The organism is Pueribacillus theae (assembly GCF_003097615.1).
Taxonomy (GTDB): Bacteria; Bacillota; Bacilli; order Bacillales; family UBA6769; genus Pueribacillus; species Pueribacillus theae.
The window spans coordinates 1-24,048 of sequence record NZ_QCZG01000043.1; the positions used below are offsets into that span (position 1 = coordinate 1).

Sequence of the window (24,048 nt, forward strand, 5' to 3'; positions counted from 1 at the left end):
ATTATCCCATATTTATCAAAATTTAGGGGGGAATTATCTCGAAGAATTTTTACTCTTCAAGGCTGTTTAATCAAGATTTAAGCATTTCTTTCTTTGGATTTTTAAGGAAGCCAACCACAGCGATAATAACAAGAACGATCCAGAAAGTAAGCTTCCAAGCAAGAGAATGCGGAAACGCTTCAGGCAATACGCCAAGTGCAGGATGGGAGAGCGTTACGACTGCGAGTTTTACCCCTACCCAGCCAACGATAAGAAAAGCCGCTGTTTCTAACGCCGGGCGTTTATTTAATAGCGTCACGAACAAAGTGGCCGCAAACCGCATGATGACAACTCCGATTAATCCACCTAAAAAGATAACGGCAAATTGTCCTCCGTCCATTCCTCCAATTGAAGGGAGGTCTGTTTTTGGCAAAGTAATGGCGATGGCGAACGCAGCGAGGATTGAATCGATTGCAAAAGCAATATCGGCAACTTCCACTTTAAGGACAGTCATCCAGAAGCCAGACTCTTTTTTCGGTAGTGCCTTTTTTTGCTTGTCTTTTTGAAACGCTACAAGGTGTTTCTGGGCAAGGTGATTGAGGCTTAAAAAAAGCAAATAAGCGGCACCGATTGCCTGAAGCTGCCATATATTAACAAGGAAAGAAATAATAAATAGTGCGGCGAAGCGAAAGATCATAGCTCCGCCTAATCCGTAAAACAGCGCCTTTTTTCTCTTTTTTTTCGGCAAATGTTTTACCATGACAGCCATGACAAGCGCATTATCTGCAGCTAAAATCCCTTCTAGACCAACTAAAATAATTAAAACCCAAAAATATTCAAGCAATAAACTTGTCTCCACGTAAAAGCCTCCCTAAATAGAAAAATGACCTTTGCCTTTCGGTAAAGGTCATTTTTGCATAGAAAGAGACCTTTACCATATGGCAAAGGTCTTGCTAACAACGTAAGGTTGCCAACAAAGCCGAGGATTGCTCCTGGATTGACGACTTTGCTGTTAAAGCTACTCCCCTTTGGGCGATATTCATAGTTTTACTATAAATGACTTTTTGAGAGACGTCAATGTTAACCATGAAACTTTTTTTAGAGAAGGGGCTTTTTTGAAATGATGACGCCATCTTCATCTGCGTATACATAATCGCCGGGCGCCCAATCGACACCGCCGAAATGAAGGGTGCTTCCCCGCTCTCCTGTGCCATTCTTTTTGCTTTTGAGCGGGTTTGTCCCCAATGCAAAAATACCTGTTTCCATGTCTGCTAGATCGGCAGAATCTCTTACACAGCCATTAATAATCAGCCCTGAAACCTTTCTTGATGCTGCGATGCCTGCCAGGCGATCGCCAAGCAAGGCGCATCTTTTAGAACCTCCTCCATTTACAACGATCACAGAGCCTTCAGGAACTGATTCAATGGCTTCAAGGACAAGCACATTATCCTCATACACATTCACGGTTTCAATTTTTCCATAAAATTGCTTCTTTTTCCCATAAGAGCGGAATTCAGTTGTGCAAATTTGCAGCGAATCGGAATGTTCGTCGCATAAATCAGCTGTTTTAAAATGTGACAAAGCTGGTCCCTCCTAGTTTTTTTTCCAACTCACATTATTTCAACAAAAACTGCCAAAACCCTTTTTTTGCAACCCAACGGCTTTCCCAATCGACTATCGTAAGAGAGGAGGGAAAAAGAGAAATGGACATAAAACGAGCGAAAAAGGGAAATGATGAAGCGTTTGAACAGGTTACCGATTCCGTCCGAAAAATGAAATGTCTACTAATGTTAAATAAGGTTGCTTTACCCGCGGTGCAACCGTCCGCAAGACCTCCACTTCAGGATATAGAGATTTCGAAGAGCCCCATTACGTTAAAGCTTCCTTTTTTAAGGGAAGTTTTTTTCTTTGAGCAAAAGGGTAAATAAGGAGTACCATTTGTTACAGAAAGGAAGATTCAATGCAGAAAACAAGCCAATACTTGCTAGAAAAGAAGGATATGACAAACCCTAGCCTTGTGCCGGAATGGCTGATTGAAGAATACAAAACATTTCATAACCTTGTTACCGATCGGACGTTCCCGTGTTATTTTGGAATGGGCGCGGAAAATAAAGGGGAGCTAAGATATGCCTATTTGCCTCATAATGATTGGTCCCATTTCCCTGAGGTTGTTGAAAGCTTTCTTGGGCTGTTCGAAGAACCGCCATTTATCCGCCATGGCTTGTTTGTTTTTGTAGAGCCTGAAAAAGAAGAAAAATCGCTTGATTATTATCGCCAGTATTTCTGGCGCATCTTGCAATATCTTCATGATCACGATCCCCATCCATGGCCGGAAGATATTCCGAAAGATCCGGACCATTTTCTTTGGGACTTTTGCTTTGCGGGAAAGCCATTTTTCGCGTTTGGCAATTGCCCGGCATACAAACAGAGAAAAACAAGAAATCTTGGAAACAGCCTTATCCTTGGAATCCAGCCGCGCATGATCTTTGAGGGGCTGGAAGGGACACAGAAAGGCGGAATCATGTCGCGTGAACGAGTGCGTGAGCGTGTGCAAAAATGGGACAAGCTGCCGAAACATCCTGACATAAGCCATTACGGCGATCCATCACACAACGAATGGAAACAATTTTTTATCGGAGATGATATTGAACCGATTAAGGGGAAGTGTCCATTGCATCTCTGAAAATAACCTATAATGAAGTTATGATATGATTATAAGACGAGAACTGCCAGCGGCAAGTTTAATACAGGCAGGAGGAGCATATTCAATGAAAGAAATTTCAGCGTCAATCATTATTGATGAAGCGGTTAATAAGCTTGAAGGACTAAAGCATGAAATCCCTAATCAATTGGCTGTAAAGGAGTTGTACACAGTACGTGCGTATTGTGATTTATTGCTGAAAGCATTGGGGGAACATTCGGAAGAAGGGCATTCCTTAAAAAAGAAGCAGTCATCACCATTGCCCGCAACGCAACGGGTTGTTAGTGATGATGCGAGCAGCGGTTCCATCTTTGATTTCTAGCTAATAAGAAATCCGTAAAGCGGATTTCTTATTTTTCGTATCCATCGACGATCTTGTCAAGCCTTCCGGTTTCCGGATCGATAATTAAGCCATGGACAGCGATGTCTTTCGGAAGAAGAGGGTGCTGTTTGATCATGTCTACGCTTGTCCGGACACCGTCTTCGACCTTTTCAAACCCTTTCAGCCATGAATCCAAATCAATCCCAGAGTAATTAAGCGTTGTGAGCAATTCTTCAGAAGCCCCGCGGGCAATTGCTTTTTCAAGCACTTTACTTGAATTGAGGCCTTGCATCCCGCAGTCGTAATGGCCGACGACACATACTTCCTGGGCATTCAGTTCATAGATGGCGACAAGGATGCTGCGCATGATGCTTCCAAACGGATGGGAAACGATGGCTCCGGCGTTTTTTATAATTTTTACGTCGCCATTTTTTACATTCATTGCATTTGGCAATAGTTCAACGAGCCTCGTATCCATACATGACAAAATTACGAGCTTTTTATTCGGGAATTTTGTCGTTTCAAATTTTTCGTACTCTTTGTTTTTCACAAATGAGCGGTTGAATTCTAAAATTTGGTCAAGCATTGTCATTTCTCTTTCCTCCCTTTCTTTTTAAAAAAATGAGAAAGTACTAAATTTGCCACTTTCGCAAACTTAGGCCAATCTGGCTTCTGGCCTCTGACTTCAGAAAGAACGCGCCAGCGTTTTTTTTATTATACATGAAATTCACGCGTTTTTCTGTTATCTTTTTAAATAGGTTTGAAAATCATTTTGTAAATGAGGGATTAAAATGAAGGTATTTTTAATTCTAGGGGCAATAAATGCTTTTCTTGCTGTAGCTCTTGGTGCATTTGGGGCTCACGGATTAGAGGGGAAGCTTACGGAAAAAATGCTTGACGTCTATAAAACAGGTGTGCAGTATCATATGTATCATGCGTTGGGGCTTGTATTGATTGCACTTCTATATGAACGCCTTGGGCCGGGTGGAACGATTCATTGGGCAGGCTGGCTGATGTTCATAGGAATTATTTTATTTTCAGGCAGTCTTTATGCACTAAGCATGTCGAATGTCAGCATACTTGGGGCAATCACTCCATTTGGCGGTGTGGCGTTTTTGGTGGCTTGGCTTCTTGTTGTGTTTGCAGCGGTGAAAGTTTTATAGTGGATAAAGCCCATGATTTCAAAGTTGAAAACCATGGGCTTTTTGTTTGTTGTTATCTCGGCGTCTGTGTATCTAAGCCGTAAGGATAACTGTATTCGATCTCCTCATCAAATGTAATAAAGTCAACATAGATCATTAATATAATGTATCTTCTAGGTGATTGAGGATCTTTCAAAATAACATGGTCCCTGCCGGCCGCCAGGACAATGCCTTTAAATACTCTCGCATTCCATTTTTCGTTGTTTTCAAATGTACAATAGACTGTTGCGACCTTTCCGCGGTTTAACCGCAAAATATTTTCAATATACGATTGCTGCACAGGAAGTTGGGCAGGCATCCCTGCCGGGGTCTCCGCGTCAGGCGGCGTCGTTATTTGACCCCCGGCCGGCTGCTGTGGATATGGAGTGTATCCTTGATATTGCTGTCCATAATAAGGATATTGACCATACATTTGATTCCAGTTTCCTTGCATAAAGATCATCCTCTCTTAAAAATTAACCTCTAAAGTAAAAACGCGTCAGCGTTTTTCTTTAATAAACACTCGGACAAGCCGACTGGGAAGGACTGAAGAAGCAGTGTGATTTATACCGTCCTGTATTCCATTGATTAAACCATTGTGCCGGGCAATTTCCGCTCGGTTCAAAAAACCATAGTGAATTTGTTGCCGGATGGAAACGCGCGCCTTGGATCACCTGCCTTGCAAGGCGCTTATCCTGCTCTCTGGCCCTTTGGTAAAAATAGCTCTTTTGTGTCGCTTCAAATCCGCCTGGCGATTGGAAAACCATTCGCTGAATCGAGCGAATATCTTTGAAATCTAGGCAATCAGCCAGCACACGATTAACACCTACATTGCCCACCATAAGCATGCCGAGATTACCCTCACCTTCCGCCTCTGCCCTCATCAGCCTTGCAAGCAAAGCCACATCATTTTCATTGTGGGCGACGACAGCCAAGTTCTCCACCTCATTCTTTCATGTAAGATTAAAATATTTTAACATCCGTAAAGAGACGCATCCCTGTTATGATTTAAAAGATGTTTGCCTAAACAGCTTATGCCCAGAATTAAAAAAAGTGACACCAAACTAAAAAAAGTGGAAGGCTTTTAGGAAAGAGAATATAAAAAAGCCTCCTCAATCACAAAAGTGAAGAGGAAGCTTTCTTGTTAAACAGCTAAAAACTTAGCCAGATTTTCTTTTTTAAGAATGTTTCCGACAAAAAATTCACCAAACTCTGCGTAGCGGGCGCTCGCTTCGTCGAAACGCATTTCATAAATAATTTTTTTAAATTGAAGTACGTCATGGGCGAAAAGGGTAACACCCCATTCCCAATTATCAAAACCGACCGAGCCGCTAATGATTTGCTTGACTTTACCAGAGTATTTTCTTCCAATCATGCCATGGCTGTACATTAATTTACGTCTCTCTTCCATTGAGAGCATGTACCAGTTACTGTCATTTTCACGGCGCTTGTCCATCGGGTAAAAACAAACATGGTCCCATTGCGGCAGTTCAGGCTTTAAGCGTGACTGGATGTATGGATCTGTCTCTGGGTCAACGTCTTTTTGAGGCATGTAATTGCTCAATTCCACAACAGAAACATAGGAATATGTGGGAATAGTATAATCTGCGAAAGTCGTTTTATTAAAAGCATTCTCAATTTCATTTAACTCTTGCATAGTTGGGCGCAACAACATCATCATAAAATCGGCTTTTTGCCCGACAATGGAATACAGGGCGTAGTCACCTTCACGATTGTGTTTCACAACATCCCATTTTTCTAAAAAGCCGAGGAATTCGCTTATCGCTTTTTCTCTCTCGTCACTTGACAACAATTTCCAGGATGGCCAGTCCATTCTTCGAAAATCATGGAGGCAATACCACCCATCTAAAGTTTGTGCTGCTTCATTTGTTTGTACTGCTTCACTCATCTGTTCTACCTCCTTAAAAGACTACACTTGCATAGTGATTACCACCTTCACTATACCACAGTCAATTCATGGAAAGTAAATGAAGAAGTGAACAGGTACGGAACAATGTGTGAATTGATGAGTTTTAAAGTCATTCATCAAATAGCCTTTTACAAAAAATAAGAAGTATAAATTGGCCAATTTAAACCAATCCACCCTCTCACCTCTAATGTCATAGGCATCCCATTCGTGTTTCTTGGACAATGTTCTTGAAAAAAATTAAAATATAGGACAGGATATTTATCCCGCATTAACTGGCAACAGATCCCAACCTCTAAGCTAGAAGAATCCAAAGAAGCAAAGGTGGGGGAAAACTGCCAGTAAAAGCCCGATAAGGTTCGCTAATAACCAGTTGTCAGAAGGGGAAATGCTGATGGACCATACATCCATTCAACAGAAAAACAAAAACAAACCGTATCAAAAGCGTATCACCTTCAATTTAAAAATGAAGCTGATTGCGGCGATCAGTGTATTGATTGTCGGTATATTCATCATCTTTTCCCTGTTTTTGCACCATTTTGTTTCTGGAATGATCGAAGATCAGGTAGGGAAAAGGGCGCTTGATCTTGCCAAAACAGTTGCAGACATGCCAGAGCTTCAAAGTGCTTTTGAACTGGACGATCCCGCAGCTGTTATACAGAAGCTGGTGGAACCCATCCGCAAAAAAACTGGCGCTCAGTTTATCGTTGTAGGAAATAAAGAAGGGATTCGATATTCCCATCCTTATCCAGACAGAATCGGTAAGAAGATGGTAGGTGGAGACAATGAACCGGCACTCAAAGAAGGAAAATCATATGTAACAAAAAATGTTGGATCCTTGGGACTGTCGATCCGTGGAAAAACCCCTGTGCTGGATAAAAACGGTCAGCCAATCGGTGTTGTTTCCGTTGGATTTTTAAATGAAAATGTCAGTGCGATTGTTAAAAATCAAAGCAAGCTGATCTGGGTAACGATGGTCTTGATTATCTGCCTTGGCATTTTTGGTGCAGTGCTAATCGCTCATTTTCTAAAAAAGCTGCTCTCCGATATGGAACCGGAAGAAATTTCTTATTTGCTGCACCAAAAAGAAGCCATTTTACAATCGACACAGGAAGGCATCATTTCTGTTGATGCAGCTGGGAAAATCACGATGATCAATCGAGCTGCACGAGACATGCTGAAAAGCCTTCAGGATAAACAGCAATCCTTTATTGGCCTACCCATCAACGAAGTACTTCCGCATACAAACCTGTTTGCACAAATAAAAACCATAATGAACCAGGAAATGATCGTTGGCGATAGCATTGTTTTTGTCAACCAGGTACCAATCATGGACGATGGTGAGATTATCGGGGGAGTTGCTACCCTGCGCAAAAAACAGGAAATGGAAGCCATTACGAATGAATTAAAGCAAGTGAGGCAGTATGCCAATGCCCAGCGTGCCCAGACACATGAGTTTTCCAATAAATTATCCATTGTATTGGGCCTTTTACAATTGAGGCAATATGAAGAAGCTATTTCTTTTATTAAGCAGGAGCAAGACATTCAGCAGGCATGGACACAGTTCCTATTAAAAAACGTCCGTGATCCGCTTGTATCCGGCTTGCTGCAGGCGAAAATGAATGAAGCGAACGAGTTGGATATACATATGGCGATCCATCCAGAAAGTCAATTGCAAACGGTCTTGTCCGGCAAAAAACAGCAGGCACTTCTGACAGGGATTGGCAATCTGTTGGATAATGCCATGGAAGCTGTAAAACATCTGCCCAATGAAGCTGAAAGAAAGCTGGAAATCTTTTTTACAGACGTGGGAGACGATGTATTGGTGGAAGTAGGTGACAGCGGCCCCGGAATAGAAGAGGAAAACGTGCAATTTATCTTTCAGCAAGGATTCTCCACAAAACGGGGGGAACATCGAGGTACGGGCCTAGCTTTGGTACGGCATCTTTTACATGAGGCCGGAGGGGAGATCACGTTAGAGCAGAGTGATTTAGGCGGAGCCTGTTTTATCATGACTATACCGAAAGAAGGGGAGTAAAATGGCATATCCCATTACAGTGATGATTATTGAAGATGATTTTCGTATATCAGCGATCCATCGGCAATTTGTGGAAGAGGTGGACGGATTTACAGTCATCAAGGAAGCCCGGACTGCAAAAGAAACGAAGGCGTTTTTGCAGGAATGCGGGCAATTGCCTGATCTGGTTTTGCTGGATATTTATATCCCGGATGTGGTTGGCCTTGATTTATTTTGGTATATACGCCAGCAATACCATACCATTAGCTTGATTGCAGTAACGGCAGCAACTGAAGCTGATACGGTACAAAACGCTATTTTCGGCGGGGTGTTTGATTATATTATCAAACCTGTCGATGCGAACCGACTGAAGCAATCGCTTTTATCCTTCCAGGAAAAACGGGCTTTCCTTGCTGGGAGAAAAACGGTTCACCAGAAAGAGATTGACTACTTGATTGGCACGCAATTCGAAGATGAACAGCCGGCTGCTGCGAAAAAAGCAGACTTGCCCAAAGGAATTGACCCGATTACATTGCATGAAGTCATGTTATTAGTACGTCAAACAAAACTAGGAATCACAGCAATGGAATTAAGCAGACAAACTGGCATTGGGCATACAACAGCACGCAGGTACTTGGAATATTTGGTATCAACCAAAATGCTCCAGCCGAGCTTGAAATACGGGACAGTCGGCAGGCCGGAACGGCAATATATGCTCCGTGGCACTTATGAATAAAATGAAAAGAATAGGGAATACATTCATTATGGCGAGAAGGTTTCTTCCGATTTCCGATTTATGTTACATATAACTAAAAAGATGAAAAGCATCAGGTTGTTTGTATTTGCAAACGCGTTCATTGTAGCACGGAGGAGGAAGAAAGATGTTAAGTTTGATTGGATTTATTACGATTCTTATTATTGTCGCTCTGTTATTAAGCGGAAAGCTCACACCGATGATTCCGTTGGTTCTGATTCCAATTATCGGGGCTTTTGCAGCTGGATTTGGATTCGGGGAGATTGGCGGCTTTTTCAATGATGGCATTGGAGACGTCATCAATGTCGTTGTCATGTTTATCTTCGCTATTTTGTATTTCGGATTGATGCAGGATGTAGGGTTGTTCGATCCGTTGATTACCAAAATGATTACATGGTCGAAGGGAAATGTCGTCACTGTTAGTGTTGCCAGTGTTATAATTGCGGCAGTCGCACACTTGGACGGTTCTGGAGCTTCCACATTCCTGATTACGATTCCAGCATTGCTGCCGCTATATCAGCGTTTGCGGATGAATCCGTATTTGCTGTTGTTGCTCGTTGGCGGAAGTGCCAGTGTGATGAACATGGTACCGTGGGCAGGACCGCTTGGCAGAACAGCATCTGTTTTGAAAATGGATGTAACGGAATTATGGCGCCCGCTCATCCCGGTACAAATCATCGGCATGGTGTTGATGCTTGTCCTGGCTGTTTTCCTCGGGCTTAGGGAAAGGAAGCGTATTGAGCGAAAATATGGTGTTGTTGATGCAAAAGCGGCTGTGGCGGATATTCTTGAAGGGGCGAAGGACGAGACTAGTGAAAAGCATCAGCTGGCACGTCCGAAGATGCTGTGGCTCAATGTTATCCTCACGATTGCTGTTATTGGTGTGCTCGTTTGGGGAATTATTCCGGCCGGTTTCGCCTTCATGATTGGATTATGTATCGCACTGCCGCTGAACTATCCAAAAATCAAAGATCAGACAGCTAGAATCAGGGCGCATGCCCCGAATGCACTGACCATGGCATCGATTATTTTGGCTGCCGGTTCTTTTTTGGGTATCTTATCCGGTACAGGCATGCTGGATGCCATCGCTGAAAATACGGTCAAAATCATGCCTGGTTTTATTGGCCCTTATTTGCATTTAGTGCTCGGTGTACTAGGTATGCCATTTGAATTGCTCTTGAGTACGGATGCTTATTATTTCGCATTGCTTCCTGTCGCAGAGCATATCGGCAGCGGCTTTGGCATTGGTTCTTTATCGATGGCCTACTCCATGATTGTCGGAAATATTGTTGGCACGTTCATCAGTCCTTTTTCACCTGCGCTCTGGATGGCACTCGGCCTAGCGAACTTGGAAATGGGCAAGCATATTCGCTACAGCATATTTTGGCTATGGGGCATCAGCCTTGTCCTGTTGGTTATTTCTACCATGATTGGCGTTATTCATATTTAATCTTTACATTAGCAAACGAAGGCTTTTGCCAAGCTTATAAAAAAGGCATCCTTTTCAACCACGGAAAGGGTGCCTTACACTTTTGATCGAAATCCTTGCCTTGGACTTCGACTTGAAAAAGCCCATTCAATCCAAAAATAAACAAATCATGTCTTGCTGTAAATCCAATTTCTTTGTTTTATTGCTGTAATTCCAAAGCTTTTTCGTTCCTTGATTGCACATTTTTATAGTACTTCCTAAAAAGTGACGCTTCACACTCATTAAGGTCTGAACCCATCACTTTTCCATGGTTGCTCAATACATCGATAAGCCGTTCGTTTAAGTTACAATGAGCAAACTTAGATGAAAGCTCACGAAGTGAAGCCATCGTTTCAGGTAGGATTGGAGGCCTTCGTTCAGGAGCTCCTTTTCCGGCAATTTCATAAAACGTTTTAATTAATTCCGCTCGCTTCGCCCCACTTCCACTTGTACAAAGGTAGACTTGAATGGTTGCGCCGCCCCTAATGCGCCTTTGTGAGATGCCCGCGAATTTTTTACCATCAATACTTAGGTCATAGCTTCCCGGACAGTAGGAGCCAACAATTTCACCTGTTTCAAAATCGATTCCAAAAGGGGAAAGCATTTGTCTAAGCAAATAAACCATCGTTTCGTAGCCTTTTTCAATCGTTAGTCCGTGCTGTTTTTCATTTAAAATAAGAGAAAGATTAAAAATCCCTTCATCAAGCACGACGGCAAGCCCGCCTGAATTTCGAACAATCACTTGCCAGCCGTTCGATTTCAGAAAGTCAATCCCATCACGTAAAAAAGGAAGCCGCCCATCCTGAATGCCGAGTACAATCGTTTTCTCATGAATCCATTTTCTTGCAACAGACGGAGATTCGCCCTTTCCAACTGCTTCACAGAGCACGTCATCAACGGCAAAAGACGACAAAGCGTGGCCGCGAGGGGCATAGGTTGAGTTTTCGATGACTCGCCAAACGGGTTGAAAAAGAATCGTGTCTTCATTCATCGTTTATTTATCTCCTATTATGTTTTCAGGATGCTATGAAATATTATAGCATGTTTATTTTAAGAGATAGGAAGGTTTAAATTTGCACCTGCTTCTTGCTAGCCATGCTCTGAAGCAGGCTTTCTCGGTGCAGGGCATCAAGGTGTATTTCAATGTAGTCGCCGTGCTCTTTCGCAAATTTAAACCAGTCCGGCTTCCGACCTCCTAAGAAAGACGTGTCATCGTTTTTTTCTTAGTATTGATGTACAAAGAGGAGCAGGTTTCAGTACTCCCAAATATAACAAGTTCCTACTATAAAATACAATTCTTGACAATCCGAATGAGTGCCTTTGATGCCTCTGAAAGAAGGGAGGCAGATGGATAAGCTGCGACCATTTTAAAAAGAATCTGCGGTCTGCCTACGGAAAAGTAATTAATCTTAGGGTCTGCAATTGTTTTACAATAAGTGTCTAATACAAAGGATAGCCCCATGCCTACCGTAGACAAATTATATGCAGTAACAGCGCTGGTAGTTTCCCAAATCACATTGGGCTTGATTTTAGCTTCTGTAAATAAGCTATCAGCTGCTTGACGCATGCGTTGCCCTTTTTTTAGAAGTATGAATGGCTGTTCCCTCAATTCGAGTATATCTATCCATTTGTATGCTAGACCTGGAACATCTTTTGCCTTTTTACATATACCATTTGTTTTTGGGATCGTTACTACAACTTCCTCTTCACGTAATATCGTGTAATCAAATTCGTGGGTTTCAAAAGGATAATTGAGAATGGCAAAGTCTAACTCCCGATTATATAGAAATTCCTCTAAATAATCAGAAGTGTCTTCAATAATTTTTACCCTAATATTGGGATATTGCTTTATAAAATTAGGAAGAATTTCATGTAATAATAAGCTACCTCTAGTCTTCGTAATCCCAAAAGTCACTTCACCTCGATTAAGATCCTTAATTTTCCTTAATTCCATATGCAATTCATTATCGAGTGTGGTTATCTTTTGGGCATATTCCATATAAACCTTTCCAGTGGTAGTGAGATGCATGACACCATCTGTCTTATGGAAAAATTTGTCGCCAACTTGTTTTTCTAACTTCTTTATAAACATGCTCAACGAGGGTTGTGAAATGTAGAGAGCTTTAGCCGCTTTTGAAATGCTCCCTTGTTTAATTACCTCCAAAATATATCGATAATCCTTAATATCCATAGCTTCCTCCAATCCAACCGTTTATGCATTTAATTTAACATGCAAATACTATATTAAGAAAATGGTAAATATAATTATAAACTATATTTTTTATAAATTATATATATTATTTAAATATTTAATTCTGTGATATTCTTATTTAAGAAAAAAATTATACTATTTTAATATTTTTCAATTGGAAAGAAGGGGTTTAGGCAATGAAGAGTTGCAAAGTGTTTGTTCCCTATGGAGCATTAGGAATCGGGATTACAAAAGAGGCCTTTGACAGAGGGATTGAACTGAGACCAGATATCATTTGTTGTGACGCAGGCTCTACCGATTCGGGTCCCTACTTTCTAGGAACTGGAAAGGGAAAATACGCTAGGGAAGCAGTAAAGGAAGATCTAAGACTCATGATGATGGGCGGAAAAAAACTATCTATACCTATTGCAATTGGTACGGCTGGCACTTGTGGTGTGGATGGTAGCGTGGATGAACTGGAGGAAATTTGCCTTGAAATTTGTAGAGAAGAGAATCTCCATGTAAAAATCGCCAAAATTTACACTGAGCAAAAGGTTGAAGTATTGAAAAAAAAATTCAATGAGAATAAAATTATCCCTTTGGAAGCTGCACCAGAAATTACCGCCGAGGTATTTGGCCAATGTAGCCATATCGTTGCTCTTGCAGGAGCAGAGCCGTTTATTGCCGCGTTAGAAGCGGGGGTAGATGTTGTATTGTGCGGACGCGCTACAGATACAGCTATTATGGCTGCAATGCCATTGATGAAAGGGTGTAATACTGCGTTAGCTTGGCATGGAGCAAAGATAGCAGAATGTGGGCCGTTGTGCACAACGAATCCAACGGGAGGTGGTGTGTTCCTCACCTTTGATGAAGACAGCTTTACCATCGAACCGACCGGTGATGACAGCCAATGTACGATCTATTCTGTATCTGCCCATATGCTCTATGAAAATGCGGATCCCTACCGATTAAAGGAGCCATCGGGTACTTTGGACACAACAAGCTCAACTTATATCCAGGTCGATGATAGGAAAGTAAAGGTGACTGGTTCGAAGTTTGAACACGCTCAGAAGTACACCCTGAAACTTGAGGGTTCAGCTCCTGTAGGTTTTCAAACCATCAGTATGGTAGGTATCCAGGACAAACGAATAATGGAAAACCCCATGGTTTGGATTAATAATCTGAGTCATGATGTTTCCATGAAACTTGAAAAGTTAGGGTTACCCAAAGATGATTTCTCCTTCGCACTTAAGCCCTATGGCTGGAATGCGGTTTCTGAAGGGGCTGTTCGAGAAGGTTATACTCCAAATGAAATTGGAGTTCTCTTGGTTGTCAATGCAACGACACAGGAATTGGCGACGAAAGTTGCAAAAGTATTCAATCCGATGCTTCTTCATTTTCCTGTAGATTCAAATGAACAGCTGCCCACCTTCGCCTTTCCTTTTTCACCCGCAGAAATTGAGAGAGGGCAGGTTTATGAGTTTAAATTAAACCATGTTGTTGAGGTGGACGACCCATTGGAGCTCATTCAAATTGAATATGTCGATTCAAGAACTAAAGTATAAAAAATAGGAGATGAACCTCATGACGAAACTAGGGCAATTAGCCAAGTATGTGCGTTCTAAGAACGCCGGACCATTTTGGGTGACGATCGATATATTTTGTGAAACAGAAGAAACCTTCAGAAGACTGAAAAACTCAATTAATCTGAATAGAAGGTTAATTTCAAATATTTACCATGTAGTAGAGGAATCTGTGAAAATCTTTTATATTGAGAAATTACATGTCATAAAAATTTCTTTTCCGCGCTCCGTTCCACAAGGTCACAAGTTTGAAAAGGATATGCATTCCGGTCAGCAATACGTACAGTTGCTTGATGTTATCGTTTAATCTTATATGAAATTCCTTTTAGAGCACTAATCAAAAATGATTCTTCTCTGTGTTTTGTATACGCATGGTATAGAGGTTAGTAGATAAAATGCAAGGGGCTGGACTTCTAACCAGCCTATCATGCTCTCTACTCAATGTTGATACTTATTAAATCTACCTCTCTACAGTCAACAACGGGAGACCTATTTTACTTTACTACAAACGGGATTGTCGATATTCACCTAATTTTTCTAGGTTTTTTTTACAAAATATAAAATGATAATGAAAACTACTGAAATCGTTATCATTTACAACTTAAGGGGGAATATACATGCTCACTACGCTAGGTATTCTAATGGTAGTAACGTTTATCATTTTGATTATGACAAAACGAGTTTCAACTCTTGTTGCTTTAATAACAATCCCGATTATATATGCTCTTATTGGGGGATTTGGTTCTCAAATTAGTGAAATGATGATGGATGGAGTAACACAGGTAGCACCGACGGCAGTTATGTTAACGTTTGCAATTTTATATTTTGGAATTATGATAGATGCCGGACTTTTTGACCCATTAGTCTCCTTTATATTGAAAACCGTAAAAGGAGATCCTCTGAAAATTGTTATTGGTACAGCTATTTTAATTGCGTTTGTAGCATTAGACGGGGATGGAACCAGCCTAATTATGATTGTTGTTTCAGCAATGTTACCCTTATATCGCCAACTAAAAATGAATCCTCTTATTTTATCGGGACTAATTATATTAGGTATAGGTATTCTTAACTTGGTGCCTTGGGGTGGTCCGACTTCAAGAGCTGTAGCTGCCTTAAAAGTCGATATGAACCAAGTATTTTTACCCTTAATCCCTGTATTACTCGTTGGTCTACTATGGTTTTTCTTTACTGCCTATGTTCTTGGAAAAAAGGAACAAAAAAGATTAGGCACCATAGATCTTTCACAGCTTGATGTAATACAAAGTACCCCAGATGAACATGCTGTCGCATTAGAAAAATCTCTACTGAAGCGACCGCGATTGGTATGGGTGAATTTAATTGTGACTTCCATTCTTATGGTAGTACTTCTAACGGGGATGTTGCCGCTTCCTATTCTTTTTATGATAGCTACCACAATAGCCCTAATATTCAATTATCCGAGAATAAAAGATCAGAAAACGGTTATTTCTAATCATGCAAGTAATGTACTTATTGTTGTTTCATTGATTTTCGCTGCAGGAATTTTTACTGGAATTTTATCCGGCACTAAAATGGCAGACGCAATGGCGACAACTTTTGTATCTTTTGTTCCTGATTCCCTGGCGTCGTATCTAACTTTAGCCGTGGCTGTTTTAAGTGGCCCATTTACTTTCTTTTTATCAAATGATGCTTTTTACTTTGGGATTTTACCAGTTCTTGCGAAAACAGGGATTTCTTATGGAATTGATCCAGTGGAAATTGCTCGAGCCTCTTTACTAGGGCAACCCATTCATGTACTAAGTCCACTGCTGGGGGCTGTATATTTACTAACAGGTATGGTCGGAGTTGAATTTAATGACCACTTACGTTTTATCTTGAAGTGGGCATGCGCAACATCTGTAGTAATGATACTTGCGGCACTACTCTTTGGGGTGATTTAACAAATTGTTTCTTAGCTGGCATATTAAGAACCAATAGCTTGTAGGTACGGTAAGAAATGGGTTGTGTTTCATTGTTCCGAGGTTCGATGTTCTAAAGTTCTGATAGATTTCGGATTTTTTTGAAATTAATAGGATTTAGATCGTATAAGTGGAAGATATTGATTTAGCTATCTTGTGTTAAATTTAGCAAAAGGAGAATACTTAGCCTATGATGAACACATCGTTAACAATAATTCAAATGCTCGAACGTGCAGAAAAATATTTTTCAAAAAAGCAAATCATCTCAAGAACAACATCTGGGAAAATCCGCTTAACGTACGCTGATTTTGGTAAACGGGTAAGGAGCTTGTCAAGTATACTAAACAAGCTTGGGGTGAAACGAGGAGATAAAGTTGGAACACTTGCTTGGAATGACCACCGCCACCTGGAATCTTATTTTGCAATTCCGAGTATGGGTGCTGTGTTGCATACGATTAACATTCGTCTGTCCGCTGAACATTTGACGTATATTATCAACAACGCGGAAGATAAAGTCTTGCTTATTGATGAAGGCTTAGTATCGCTCGTTGAACAAATTAAAGACTATATTCCTTCAGTAGAAGCGTTTGTCATTTTAACAGATGAGAAGGAATTACCAGAGACTAGACTTGAATCGGTGTATCACTATGAAACGCTTATCGCAGAAGGTGACTCAAGCTTTCAATTTCCCGAAAACCTTGATGAAAATGAACCAGCAGGGATGTGTTATACATCTGCAACGACAGGGAATCCGAAAGGTGTTCTCTATACCCATCGAAGCATCGTTTTGCATAGCATGACTGTTGGTTTAGTGGATACACTTGCCCTGTCAGAATCTGATGTTGCGATGCCAGTCGTACCGATGTTTCACGTAAATGCTTGGGGTATGCCGTTTTCCGCCGTATGGTTTGGGGCGACACTAGTGTTGCCTGGATCAAATTTTACACCGAAAATTTTAGCTGAGCTCATCGAATCAGAAAAAGTAACGATGACAGCAGGTGTACCAACAATTTGGCTCGGATTATTACAAGAAATTGAAACTGGAAATTACGACATGTCGAGCTTAACGAGAGTCATTTGCGGTGGTTCGGCGGCACCGAAAAGCCTCATCCGTTTATACGAAGAAAAACATAACATTCCATTTCTTCAAGCGTACGGCATGACGGAAACAAGCCCGTTAGTAACCGTATCACGATTAAAAAGTTATCAACAAAATTTACCATATGAGGAAAGGCTTGAATATCTTGCGAAACAGGGTCTTGTTGCACCTGGTGTCGAGGCGAAAATTATTAACGAAAACGGTGCAGTCGCCCACGATGGAAAGGAAATGGGCGAACTTCTACTTCGGGGACCATGGATTACAGACCATTATTATAAAGAGCCGGAAAAAACAGCGGAGGCGATTAAGGACGGGTGGCTTCACACAGGTGATATTGCGACAATTGACGGGGAAGGATTTATTAAACTCGTTGATCGAACAAAAGACCTCATTAAAAGTGGTGGTGAATGGATTTCATCTGTTGATTTAGAAAATGCGATTATAGGACATGAAGCTGTGTTTGAAGCAGCGGTGATTGCCGTTCCACATCAACGTTGGCAAGAACGACCTGTCGCGGCGGTTGTACTTAAGGAAGGATTCAAAGGAAAAGTTACAAAAGACGTTATTCTAGAATTTATTGCCCCTCAATTTGCAAAATGGTGGATTCCAGACGATGTCATCTTTATTGATGAAATTCCAAAAACGTCCGTCGGTAAATTTTTAAAACGTGAACTACGCGAACAGTTAAAAGGCCGTTCTGTAGAAAATGAATAAATTCCAGTATTTTTATATTTCCTAATGAGGACTTGTTGCATCATATATCCGCTTCAGGATGGGAGCGTATTAATTTTCACTTGAAGAGGCTTAAACTGTATCAAGAATGGGTTGCAGAAGTTCCTAAAGAATTAATGACCTAAATCGACGCATATGGAAGAGCTTATCAATGATCTTGGAATAGCCTTTCGGATGGATCAATCGTTAGATATCAAACGCACTTCTCAACAGATAGAGTTAGTTGAATTACTCCGCAGAGTGGTGGCAGAAGCAACCAATATGCCTTCAAATAAAGATAACGTTTTTGAAATAATAGAAAGCGATGGACCTGTCTATATGAAGGGGGATATGCAGTTACTTAAAAGGGCGTTTACTAATTTAATCGTTAATGCGATAGTGCATAATCCAATGGGCACGAAAAAACGCATAAACGGAAGTAGAAATAGAGGATAACGGTAAAGGCATGGACGAATATACAGCTAGCCATTTATTTGACCGCTATTATCGGGGAACCTCTACAGAAGCGCCATCAGAGGGAACCGGGCTTGGTATGGCGGTTGTTCATCAAATCATTACTGCTTATGATGGAACAATTGAGGTGAAAAGTAAACTAGGACAGGGAACATCTATGATAGTCCGATTGCCTTATATTCAAAAATAACTACTTTAGGGGCGGTCAAAAAGGGGTGATTTACACTACAACTTTCTGACAAACAAAAACAGCCAAAGAATCAGCAATCATGAGGTTTCAAGGCTGTTTTTTATTCATTTCAACTGCAAAAGTCAGGAATTAGATCTATGTTGCATACTTTTTACATTGATTTTTTACGTTTACGGAAACTCAAGAATAAAACGATTGAAATTATTTTAAAAATGTTTTATGATAAGGAAAACGCATACAATAAATCGCCTGTTTATTAACGATTAAAAATTTTACCATTTTTAATTAACCCTAGTAAACGTAATGGCCTTTTAAAGATGAGGGATTTCATTTGTTCGCAAATGAAAGCTGCCATCTTTAAAAGGCCTTTTTTATTAGGATAAGAAGTTTTTACCAGAAACTTATAGAGAGCTGAGATTCGAATAAAGAAATCGTCTGATCTCCGATTTCCTCTAATCCGACTTCTGGCCTCTAATCTCTAGTATGAAGTGAAGTGTTTTTCTTATTTTACTTTTCAAAACAGCTATTCCAAAAAAGAGGTGCTAAAAAGATGGAACTATATAAGAAAACTATTAATGGCAACGAAATTCAGATTGCGGATTATCCTGGGGAGAAGAGCGCGATCATTGCGATTCATGGCCTAACAGGAACGCATAAAATTATGCATTATTATGCTGAAAGATTTAAAGGGGAATTCCGCTTTATCGCTGTTGACCTTCGTGGGCGCGGTAATAGTGCGGAAACTGATCCAAAGCCATCGATTTTTAAACATGCTGAAGACATCCTAGGCCTAATTAAAGAGCTAAACATTGAGAATCCGATTTTATTAGGACACTCAATGGGTGCATTTATTTCATCAATTGTTGCCAGCAAGCTAGATTCCGTAAAAGCAGTCATTCTCCTAGATGGGGCGGCAAAGATGTCTGATCATCAGCAAGCGATTGTTAAGCCATCTTTAGGGCGGCTGAGCAAGAAATACCAATCAAGGGAACATTATGTAGAAGAAATCAAGGAAATCTACAGCAATTTGGGGATCACCTGGAATGAAACGCTGCAGGAGACTGTTGAATATGAAGTCAGACAAGTTGAACAACATTGGGAAAACAAATCAACCGAGGCTAAAATATTAGCAGATTTCCAGAGCTTTTACCTATTTGACCCACAAGAAATTTGTTCAAAAATAGACTGTCCAGTGCTCCTCGTTTACGCAAAAGGTGATATCGGCAAAATGCCACCATTATTTTACCTAAGTGATTACGAAGAAACACAAGCAAACATGAAAAACATTGAAACGGTTATCTCAGATTCTAATCATTACACTATGGTATTTGAAAACCGGGACGATATCAACAGAAATATTGAGTCATTTTTAAAAAAGGTGGTAAAAGAAGATGAGTAAAGGCCTAGCTTACTTTAAAGAAGTTTATGATACAGTGCCTGGTTGGGTACAAAAAATGCATGATCATAGCCCGCGGATGCTCGATACCTATACAGACATCAGGGGGGAAGCTTTTAGTCATGCGATGCTGTCCCGCAAGGAAAAAGATGTGCTAGTTGCGAGCATGAACGCGGCTCGTCTTTACGCGCGTAGCATGGTGTATCATACGAAAGGTGCGATTGATAACGGCCTAACAATTCCTGAATTAGCGGAATATTTTCTCGTTGCTTATCTGTACAACGGTACGGCGTCACTGAAAACGTCATTAGAGGCATTCGCCTACGCGCTTCAGCTAAAAGGAGTAGAAGTTGGCAAGCAAGCAAAAGAACCAGAAACGGTCAAAGATGTAATTGAAACAATTGTCAAATGGATGGGCGATGAGGATTCAAGTTTTATAGTAGAGACATTGGAATTGGTCAAATTAGGCAATCAGCAGGCAATTGAAGATAAAATCCTTTCTGACGGAAAAGTTTCTACACGCTTAAAGCATTTAACAATGATCGGAAATTACATTGTTGAACTGAGGGGTAGGGATGCAGTGCCATGGATTGAAAAAGCAAGAAAGGTTGGCGTTTCAGAAGCGGACTTGGCAGATTTAGGGTTCGTTTGTATTTTAACAGCAGGCATTCCTGCATGGTTTGAACTAAGTGATTCCCTGCGTGGGGTAGAGCAATAAATTAACCCGGATAATCCCGGCGGAACAAGGAGGATCATCGTATGTCAAAGATAAAATCTAATGTTCAAGAAGCTTTATCTTGTATCAAAAATGGCGATACAATCATGGTTGGTGGCTTCGGGTTAATTGGCGCGCCGCTAACTTTAATAGATGGTTTAACTAAGAAAGATGTAAAGGATTTAACAATCATCAGTAATAACCTCGGTGAATCCGGTAAAGGATTAGGAATTCTATTAAATCAAAATAAAATCAAAAAAGGGATCGGGTCTTATTTTACAAGTAACCGCGATGTCGGTGATAAATATCAAAATGGAGAAATTGAGCTGCAATTGCTTCCGCAGGGGACATTGGCTGAGTCCATGCGTGCAGGCGGCGCTGGAATCGGCGGTTATTATACAAAAACTGGTGTTGGTACGCAGCTTGCTGAAGGGAAAGAAGAGCGCGAAATCAATGGGGTTAATTATGTTTTTGAACCTGCGCTTACTGCAAATGTTGCCTTAATCAGAGCGCATAAAGCGGATACTTTCGGCAATCTTGTTTATTACAAAACGGCTCAAAATTTCAATCCTGTCATGGCTACAGCTTCTGATATCGTTATTGTCGAAATAGATGAGATCGTTCAACCAGGCGAGCTTTCACCAGAGGAAATTGTTACACCTCATTTATATGTTGATTATATTGTTGAAGCACAGCAAGTATTGACAAAGGAAGGGGTTGTACAAAAATGAAGATATTAGATAAAAAGGCCATTCAGCATATGATAGCGAAACGCGCTGCAAAAGAATTAACAGACCCATGCACAGTTAATTTGGGAATCGGAATTCCAACACTTGTTGCAGAATATATCCACGATGAAAACGTTTTTTTACACACTGAAAATGGGCTTCTAGGTGTAACTGGCGTCGACGAAAAAGACATCGACCCGAATCTCGTCAATGCAGGGAAATTACCGGTTGGAGAAGCAGTTGGAGCATCCTATTTCAATAGTGCCGATTCATTTGCAATGATCCGTGGCGGTCATATCGATGTGGCAATTCTAGGGGTTCTACAGGTAGACCAAACCGGTGTCATCGCAAACTGGGCCGTTCCTGGAAAAAATATTATGGGTGTTGGAGGAGCAATGGACCTTCTAATCGGAGCAAAAAAAGTCATTGTCGTTATGACCCATACAAATAAGGATGGAAGCAGCAAAATGTTAAAAGAATGCACTTATCCAATCACATCGACAAGAAGTGTAGATATGATTATTACGGAATTAGCTGTATTCAAAGTGGTTGACAAATCATTAAGGCTGGTTGAATTAATGCCAGGTGTCACAATTGAAGAGGTTCGCGCCAAAACAGAAGCAGATTTTATCGAGCAGCTAGGAGATGAATGAATGATGAACATACGTTCAGTTGATATTTATATATTAGATATTCCAACGGTCCGACCGCATCAGTTAGCGATGCACACGATCACAGCGCAATCGATCGTAGTGGCCCGCATTACAAACGAAGCTGGTCTTGAAGGTTGGTCAGAGGTGGCCACAATTGGCGGCGCCTCATATGGAGAAGGCACCCCGGAAGCGATCAAGGCTAATATTGACAAATATATTACACCACTTTTAATCGGCAAGGACCCGACTCATTTTTCAAAAATCATGTTTGAGATTTCGAAGGCAGTAAGAGGGAATCATTTTGCAAAAGCGGTTGTCGAAGAGGCGATGATCGATCTAGTAGCAAAAAGTAAAAATATCCCTGCGTATGAGCTGTTAGGAGGAAAAATACATGATTCCCTGCCGCTGGCATGGACATTGGCCAGCGGAGATACAGGAAAGGATATTGAGGAAGCAAAAGAAATGTTACAAAAAAAACGCCACAAAATTTTTAAATTGAAAATTGGTAAAGGCGATCCACATAAAAATATTGACCATGTTTTAAAAATCATTGCTGCAGTCGGCGATCAGGCCCGAGTGACTGTTGACGTGAACCAGGCTTGGGATGAAACAACGGCAAATTACTGTATTGAAGTCCTGCAGGATGGTGGTGTTTCAATGGTTGAACAGCCGTTGCCAACTTGGGATAATGAAGGAATGGCACGCTTAACGGAACGGTTTAAATTACCGATTATGGCAGATGAATCAGCAAATTCAGTTCATGATGTATTCCAAATTATTAAACATCGTTATGGGAATTGCATCGCCCTTAAACCGTGCAAGCACGGCGGATTAATGGAAACGAAAAAGGTGGCAGCAATAGCGGAAAGTTCAGGATTTGGCTTATATGGCGGAACAATGATTGAATCCAGTCTCGGGACGGCTGCCTGTGCATCTGTTTATGCAACGATTCCTGAGTTAGAATTCGGTACAGAAATCTTTGGTCCGATGTTATTCAAGGATAGTATTACCGTGAATGACCTCCAATTTGAAAACTTTGAAATTATTATTCCAGACGGACCAGGCTTTGGCATGGAAATCGATTTAGATAAGGTAAAGCATTACGCAAGAGGGTATTCCTATAACTTAAGCTAAAATTTCAATTATTATCGAGGGTTTTGATAAAGAAAACGCTTCACGTCTTTCTAGAGGTCAGAGGCCAAAAGTCGGATTAGGGGAAATCGGAGATGAGACGATTTCTTTATTCGAATCTTACCTGTTAAAATAAGAAATTATCATATCTTTCCTCATGAAAGGGTGTTCAATAATGAGAATGGCAACAGTATTTATTTCTGCATACGCAAAAGCACCGCAAAATACAGTAATGTATGAAAACAATAAACAAATTGGAGTAATGCTTGAAATTCATAAACAAAATCATATTGTAGTGAATGCAGACGCTACTTTTATCACAGCTTTAACAAAAGACTATCTAAAGCGAATGGTTATTGGGGTGGATTTCAGCAAGGATATCAGCCCACTGCTTAAAGGGATTGAACAGGATTTTTTGATCCAATCTCAAGGGGCACTAATTGTTGCGCTAAAAGTCGCTCATCAAAAATATCATGATAATTTTTTACAAGAAAAATAATAATAGCTGGAGATGAGGCAAACAAGCAAATATAACGCAGATATTTTTAAAAAATAATGTTGCAGAGATAATTGATGTATAATATAATTATAGCAAGATAGCGCTTACAAATAAAAACTGAAAGCCTGTTTATTAACGATTAAAAAATAACCCTTTTTTAATCTACCTTAATAAATGACTGGCCTTTTGAAAAGTTGTGATGCCACAAATGTTGGTATGGTATCACCTTTTTAAGAGGCCTTTTTTTATTATAATTCGGATAATTACAATAAGTGCAGATTTTAGCGAAGGAAGAATATAAGCGCTCTTTAAGGGATATACAATAGGTAGTGTCAAAAGATTTATGAAAACAAAGTAAACAGCACTACCTGAGGTCTGGTGGTGATATGTGA

Annotated in this window: 27 protein-coding genes; 19 read left to right on the forward strand and 8 right to left on the reverse strand. The window is 40.6% G+C overall.

Features of this window, described 5'->3' with window-relative positions; genetic code table 11:
* Positions 1-70 precede the first annotated feature (70 nt).
* Both DCC39_RS15690 and rraA read right to left on the reverse strand, forming a co-directional pair.
* Entirely contained in the window at positions 71-838 is a 768-nt protein-coding gene (locus DCC39_RS15690; protein ID WP_116555847.1) for a TerC family protein, read from the reverse strand.
* Positions 839-1,077: 239 nt separating this feature from the next.
* Complete coding sequence (gene rraA, locus DCC39_RS15695; protein ID WP_116555848.1) at positions 1,078-1,560, reverse strand: ribonuclease E activity regulator RraA; 483 nt, start codon at positions 1,558-1,560, stop codon at positions 1,078-1,080.
* A gap of 122 nt (positions 1,561-1,682) precedes the next feature.
* On the opposite strand from rraA, the gene DCC39_RS15700 reads away from it, so the two are divergent.
* From DCC39_RS15700 to DCC39_RS15710, 3 genes are all read left to right on the forward strand, one after another.
* On the forward strand, positions 1,683-1,907 hold the full coding sequence (locus tag DCC39_RS15700) for a hypothetical protein (protein WP_116555849.1): 225 nt from the start codon (positions 1,683-1,685) through the stop codon (positions 1,905-1,907).
* 32 nt (positions 1,908-1,939) lie between these two features.
* On the forward strand, positions 1,940-2,662 hold the full coding sequence (locus DCC39_RS15705; RefSeq protein ID WP_116555850.1) for a YqcI/YcgG family protein: 723 nt from the start codon (positions 1,940-1,942) through the stop codon (positions 2,660-2,662).
* 85 nt (positions 2,663-2,747) lie between these two features.
* Positions 2,748-3,002 carry a hypothetical protein gene (locus tag DCC39_RS15710; RefSeq protein WP_116555851.1) on the forward strand — a complete coding sequence of 85 codons (255 nt, stop codon included), beginning with the start codon at positions 2,748-2,750 and terminating at the stop codon, positions 3,000-3,002.
* A 28-nt stretch (positions 3,003-3,030) separates the two neighbouring features.
* Here DCC39_RS15710 and DCC39_RS15715 read toward each other — a convergent pair whose 3' ends face one another.
* Entirely contained in the window at positions 3,031-3,594 is a 564-nt protein-coding gene (locus DCC39_RS15715) for a beta-class carbonic anhydrase (protein WP_116555852.1), read from the reverse strand.
* Between the two features lie 199 nt (positions 3,595-3,793).
* On the opposite strand from DCC39_RS15715, the gene DCC39_RS15720 reads away from it, so the two are divergent.
* Complete coding sequence (locus DCC39_RS15720; protein ID WP_116555853.1) at positions 3,794-4,165, forward strand: DUF423 domain-containing protein; 372 nt, start codon at positions 3,794-3,796, stop codon at positions 4,163-4,165.
* Positions 4,166-4,217: 52 nt separating this feature from the next.
* On the opposite strand, the gene gerQ is transcribed toward DCC39_RS15720, so the two are convergent.
* The 3 genes from gerQ to hemQ form a co-directional block, all read right to left on the reverse strand.
* On the reverse strand, positions 4,218-4,637 hold the full coding sequence (gerQ, locus tag DCC39_RS15725; protein WP_205948531.1) for a spore coat protein GerQ: 420 nt from the start codon (positions 4,635-4,637) through the stop codon (positions 4,218-4,220).
* A gap of 58 nt (positions 4,638-4,695) precedes the next feature.
* Positions 4,696-5,118, reverse strand: coding sequence for a cell wall hydrolase (locus tag DCC39_RS15730; protein ID WP_116555855.1), 423 nt, complete (start codon positions 5,116-5,118; stop codon positions 4,696-4,698).
* 209 nt (positions 5,119-5,327) lie between these two features.
* On the reverse strand, positions 5,328-6,092 hold the full coding sequence (hemQ, locus tag DCC39_RS15735) for a hydrogen peroxide-dependent heme synthase (protein WP_116555856.1): 765 nt from the start codon (positions 6,090-6,092) through the stop codon (positions 5,328-5,330).
* 412 nt (positions 6,093-6,504) lie between these two features.
* Here hemQ and DCC39_RS15740 point away from each other — a divergent pair, with 412 nt between their 5' ends.
* The 3 genes from DCC39_RS15740 to DCC39_RS15750 all read left to right on the forward strand — a co-directional run bounded on the left by DCC39_RS15740 (position 6,505) and on the right by DCC39_RS15750 (position 10,331).
* Positions 6,505-8,148 carry a sensor histidine kinase gene (locus DCC39_RS15740; RefSeq protein ID WP_338066569.1) on the forward strand — a complete coding sequence of 548 codons (1,644 nt, stop codon included), beginning with the start codon at positions 6,505-6,507 and terminating at the stop codon, positions 8,146-8,148.
* Between the two features lies 1 nt (position 8,149).
* On the forward strand, positions 8,150-8,863 hold the full coding sequence (locus tag DCC39_RS15745; RefSeq protein WP_116555858.1) for a response regulator: 714 nt from the start codon (positions 8,150-8,152) through the stop codon (positions 8,861-8,863).
* 145 nt (positions 8,864-9,008) lie between these two features.
* The gene (locus tag DCC39_RS15750; protein ID WP_116555859.1) at positions 9,009-10,331 is read left to right on the forward strand and encodes a CitMHS family transporter; all 1,323 of its coding nucleotides are present in this window, start codon (positions 9,009-9,011) and stop codon (positions 10,329-10,331) included.
* Positions 10,332-10,509: 178 nt separating this feature from the next.
* On the opposite strand, the gene DCC39_RS15755 is transcribed toward DCC39_RS15750, so the two are convergent.
* Together DCC39_RS15755 and DCC39_RS15760 are read right to left on the reverse strand one after the other, a co-directional pair.
* The gene (locus DCC39_RS15755) at positions 10,510-11,340 is read right to left on the reverse strand and encodes a lipoate--protein ligase family protein (protein WP_116555860.1); all 831 of its coding nucleotides are present in this window, start codon (positions 11,338-11,340) and stop codon (positions 10,510-10,512) included.
* Positions 11,341-11,631: 291 nt separating this feature from the next.
* Positions 11,632-12,540, reverse strand: coding sequence for a LysR family transcriptional regulator (locus tag DCC39_RS15760; RefSeq protein ID WP_116555861.1), 909 nt, complete (start codon positions 12,538-12,540; stop codon positions 11,632-11,634).
* A gap of 197 nt (positions 12,541-12,737) precedes the next feature.
* On the opposite strand from DCC39_RS15760, the gene DCC39_RS15765 reads away from it, so the two are divergent.
* From DCC39_RS15765 to DCC39_RS15820, 12 genes are all read left to right on the forward strand, one after another.
* Positions 12,738-14,105 (forward strand): acyclic terpene utilization AtuA family protein, encoded by a 1,368-nt coding sequence (locus DCC39_RS15765; RefSeq protein ID WP_116555862.1) that lies wholly within the window; start codon positions 12,738-12,740, stop codon positions 14,103-14,105.
* A gap of 19 nt (positions 14,106-14,124) precedes the next feature.
* Positions 14,125-14,430 (forward strand): DUF4387 domain-containing protein, encoded by a 306-nt coding sequence (locus tag DCC39_RS15770; RefSeq protein WP_116555863.1) that lies wholly within the window; start codon positions 14,125-14,127, stop codon positions 14,428-14,430.
* 310 nt (positions 14,431-14,740) lie between these two features.
* Positions 14,741-16,042: a CitMHS family transporter gene (locus DCC39_RS15775; protein ID WP_116555864.1), complete on the forward strand. Its 1,302-nt coding sequence runs from the start codon at positions 14,741-14,743 to the stop codon at positions 16,040-16,042.
* 208 nt (positions 16,043-16,250) lie between these two features.
* The gene (locus DCC39_RS15780; RefSeq protein ID WP_116555865.1) at positions 16,251-17,873 is read left to right on the forward strand and encodes a long-chain fatty acid--CoA ligase; all 1,623 of its coding nucleotides are present in this window, start codon (positions 16,251-16,253) and stop codon (positions 17,871-17,873) included.
* A gap of 153 nt (positions 17,874-18,026) precedes the next feature.
* Positions 18,027-18,326, forward strand: a complete 300-nt coding sequence (locus DCC39_RS15785; protein WP_116555866.1) for a sensor histidine kinase family protein — start codon at positions 18,027-18,029, stop codon at positions 18,324-18,326.
* A 10-nt stretch (positions 18,327-18,336) separates the two neighbouring features.
* A complete protein-coding gene (locus DCC39_RS15790; protein WP_116555867.1) occupies positions 18,337-18,534 on the forward strand; it encodes a sensor histidine kinase in 198 nt (65 codons plus the stop codon).
* A gap of 550 nt (positions 18,535-19,084) precedes the next feature.
* Positions 19,085-19,933: an alpha/beta fold hydrolase gene (locus DCC39_RS15795; protein WP_116555868.1), complete on the forward strand. Its 849-nt coding sequence runs from the start codon at positions 19,085-19,087 to the stop codon at positions 19,931-19,933.
* Entirely contained in the window at positions 19,926-20,648 is a 723-nt protein-coding gene (locus DCC39_RS15800) for a carboxymuconolactone decarboxylase family protein (protein WP_116555869.1), read from the forward strand. The genes DCC39_RS15795 and DCC39_RS15800 overlap by 8 nt, the downstream gene beginning before the upstream one ends.
* A gap of 41 nt (positions 20,649-20,689) precedes the next feature.
* Complete coding sequence (locus DCC39_RS15805) at positions 20,690-21,376, forward strand: CoA transferase subunit A (RefSeq protein WP_116555870.1); 687 nt, start codon at positions 20,690-20,692, stop codon at positions 21,374-21,376.
* Complete coding sequence (locus DCC39_RS15810; protein ID WP_116555871.1) at positions 21,373-22,026, forward strand: 3-oxoacid CoA-transferase subunit B; 654 nt, start codon at positions 21,373-21,375, stop codon at positions 22,024-22,026. Before DCC39_RS15805 ends, DCC39_RS15810 begins: the two co-directional genes overlap by 4 nt.
* Positions 22,027-23,160 carry a muconate cycloisomerase family protein gene (locus tag DCC39_RS15815; protein WP_240613674.1) on the forward strand — a complete coding sequence of 378 codons (1,134 nt, stop codon included), beginning with the start codon at positions 22,027-22,029 and terminating at the stop codon, positions 23,158-23,160.
* 172 nt (positions 23,161-23,332) lie between these two features.
* Positions 23,333-23,656: a DUF3870 domain-containing protein gene (locus tag DCC39_RS15820; protein ID WP_116555872.1), complete on the forward strand. Its 324-nt coding sequence runs from the start codon at positions 23,333-23,335 to the stop codon at positions 23,654-23,656.
* Positions 23,657-24,048: the final 392 nt, after the last annotated feature.

Coding starts and splice junctions, on each gene's coding strand:
- DCC39_RS15700 (WP_116555849.1), top strand. CDS start 1,683: ATGGACATAAAACGAGCGAAAAAGGGAAATGATGAAGCGTTTGAACAG.
- DCC39_RS15705 (WP_116555850.1), top strand. CDS start 1,940: ATGCAGAAAACAAGCCAATACTTGCTAGAAAAGAAGGATATGACAAAC.
- DCC39_RS15710 (WP_116555851.1), top strand. CDS start 2,748: ATGAAAGAAATTTCAGCGTCAATCATTATTGATGAAGCGGTTAATAAG.
- DCC39_RS15715 (WP_116555852.1), bottom strand. CDS start 3,594: ATGACAATGCTTGACCAAATTTTAGAATTCAACCGCTCATTTGTGAAA.
- DCC39_RS15720 (WP_116555853.1), top strand. CDS start 3,794: ATGAAGGTATTTTTAATTCTAGGGGCAATAAATGCTTTTCTTGCTGTA.
- gerQ (WP_205948531.1), bottom strand. CDS start 4,637: ATGCAAGGAAACTGGAATCAAATGTATGGTCAATATCCTTATTATGGA.
- hemQ (WP_116555856.1), bottom strand. CDS start 6,092: ATGAGTGAAGCAGTACAAACAAATGAAGCAGCACAAACTTTAGATGGG.
- DCC39_RS15740 (WP_338066569.1), top strand. CDS start 6,505: ATGGACCATACATCCATTCAACAGAAAAACAAAAACAAACCGTATCAA.
- DCC39_RS15745 (WP_116555858.1), top strand. CDS start 8,150: ATGGCATATCCCATTACAGTGATGATTATTGAAGATGATTTTCGTATA.
- DCC39_RS15750 (WP_116555859.1), top strand. CDS start 9,009: ATGTTAAGTTTGATTGGATTTATTACGATTCTTATTATTGTCGCTCTG.
- DCC39_RS15755 (WP_116555860.1), bottom strand. CDS start 11,340: ATGAATGAAGACACGATTCTTTTTCAACCCGTTTGGCGAGTCATCGAA.
- DCC39_RS15760 (WP_116555861.1), bottom strand. CDS start 12,540: ATGGATATTAAGGATTATCGATATATTTTGGAGGTAATTAAACAAGGG.
- DCC39_RS15765 (WP_116555862.1), top strand. CDS start 12,738: ATGAAGAGTTGCAAAGTGTTTGTTCCCTATGGAGCATTAGGAATCGGG.
- DCC39_RS15770 (WP_116555863.1), top strand. CDS start 14,125: ATGACGAAACTAGGGCAATTAGCCAAGTATGTGCGTTCTAAGAACGCC.
- DCC39_RS15775 (WP_116555864.1), top strand. CDS start 14,741: ATGCTCACTACGCTAGGTATTCTAATGGTAGTAACGTTTATCATTTTG.
- DCC39_RS15780 (WP_116555865.1), top strand. CDS start 16,251: ATGATGAACACATCGTTAACAATAATTCAAATGCTCGAACGTGCAGAA.
- DCC39_RS15785 (WP_116555866.1), top strand. CDS start 18,027: ATGGAAGAGCTTATCAATGATCTTGGAATAGCCTTTCGGATGGATCAA.
- DCC39_RS15790 (WP_116555867.1), top strand. CDS start 18,337: ATGGACGAATATACAGCTAGCCATTTATTTGACCGCTATTATCGGGGA.
- DCC39_RS15795 (WP_116555868.1), top strand. CDS start 19,085: ATGGAACTATATAAGAAAACTATTAATGGCAACGAAATTCAGATTGCG.
- DCC39_RS15800 (WP_116555869.1), top strand. CDS start 19,926: ATGAGTAAAGGCCTAGCTTACTTTAAAGAAGTTTATGATACAGTGCCT.
- DCC39_RS15805 (WP_116555870.1), top strand. CDS start 20,690: ATGTCAAAGATAAAATCTAATGTTCAAGAAGCTTTATCTTGTATCAAA.
- DCC39_RS15810 (WP_116555871.1), top strand. CDS start 21,373: ATGAAGATATTAGATAAAAAGGCCATTCAGCATATGATAGCGAAACGC.
- DCC39_RS15815 (WP_240613674.1), top strand. CDS start 22,027: ATGATGAACATACGTTCAGTTGATATTTATATATTAGATATTCCAACG.
- DCC39_RS15820 (WP_116555872.1), top strand. CDS start 23,333: ATGAGAATGGCAACAGTATTTATTTCTGCATACGCAAAAGCACCGCAA.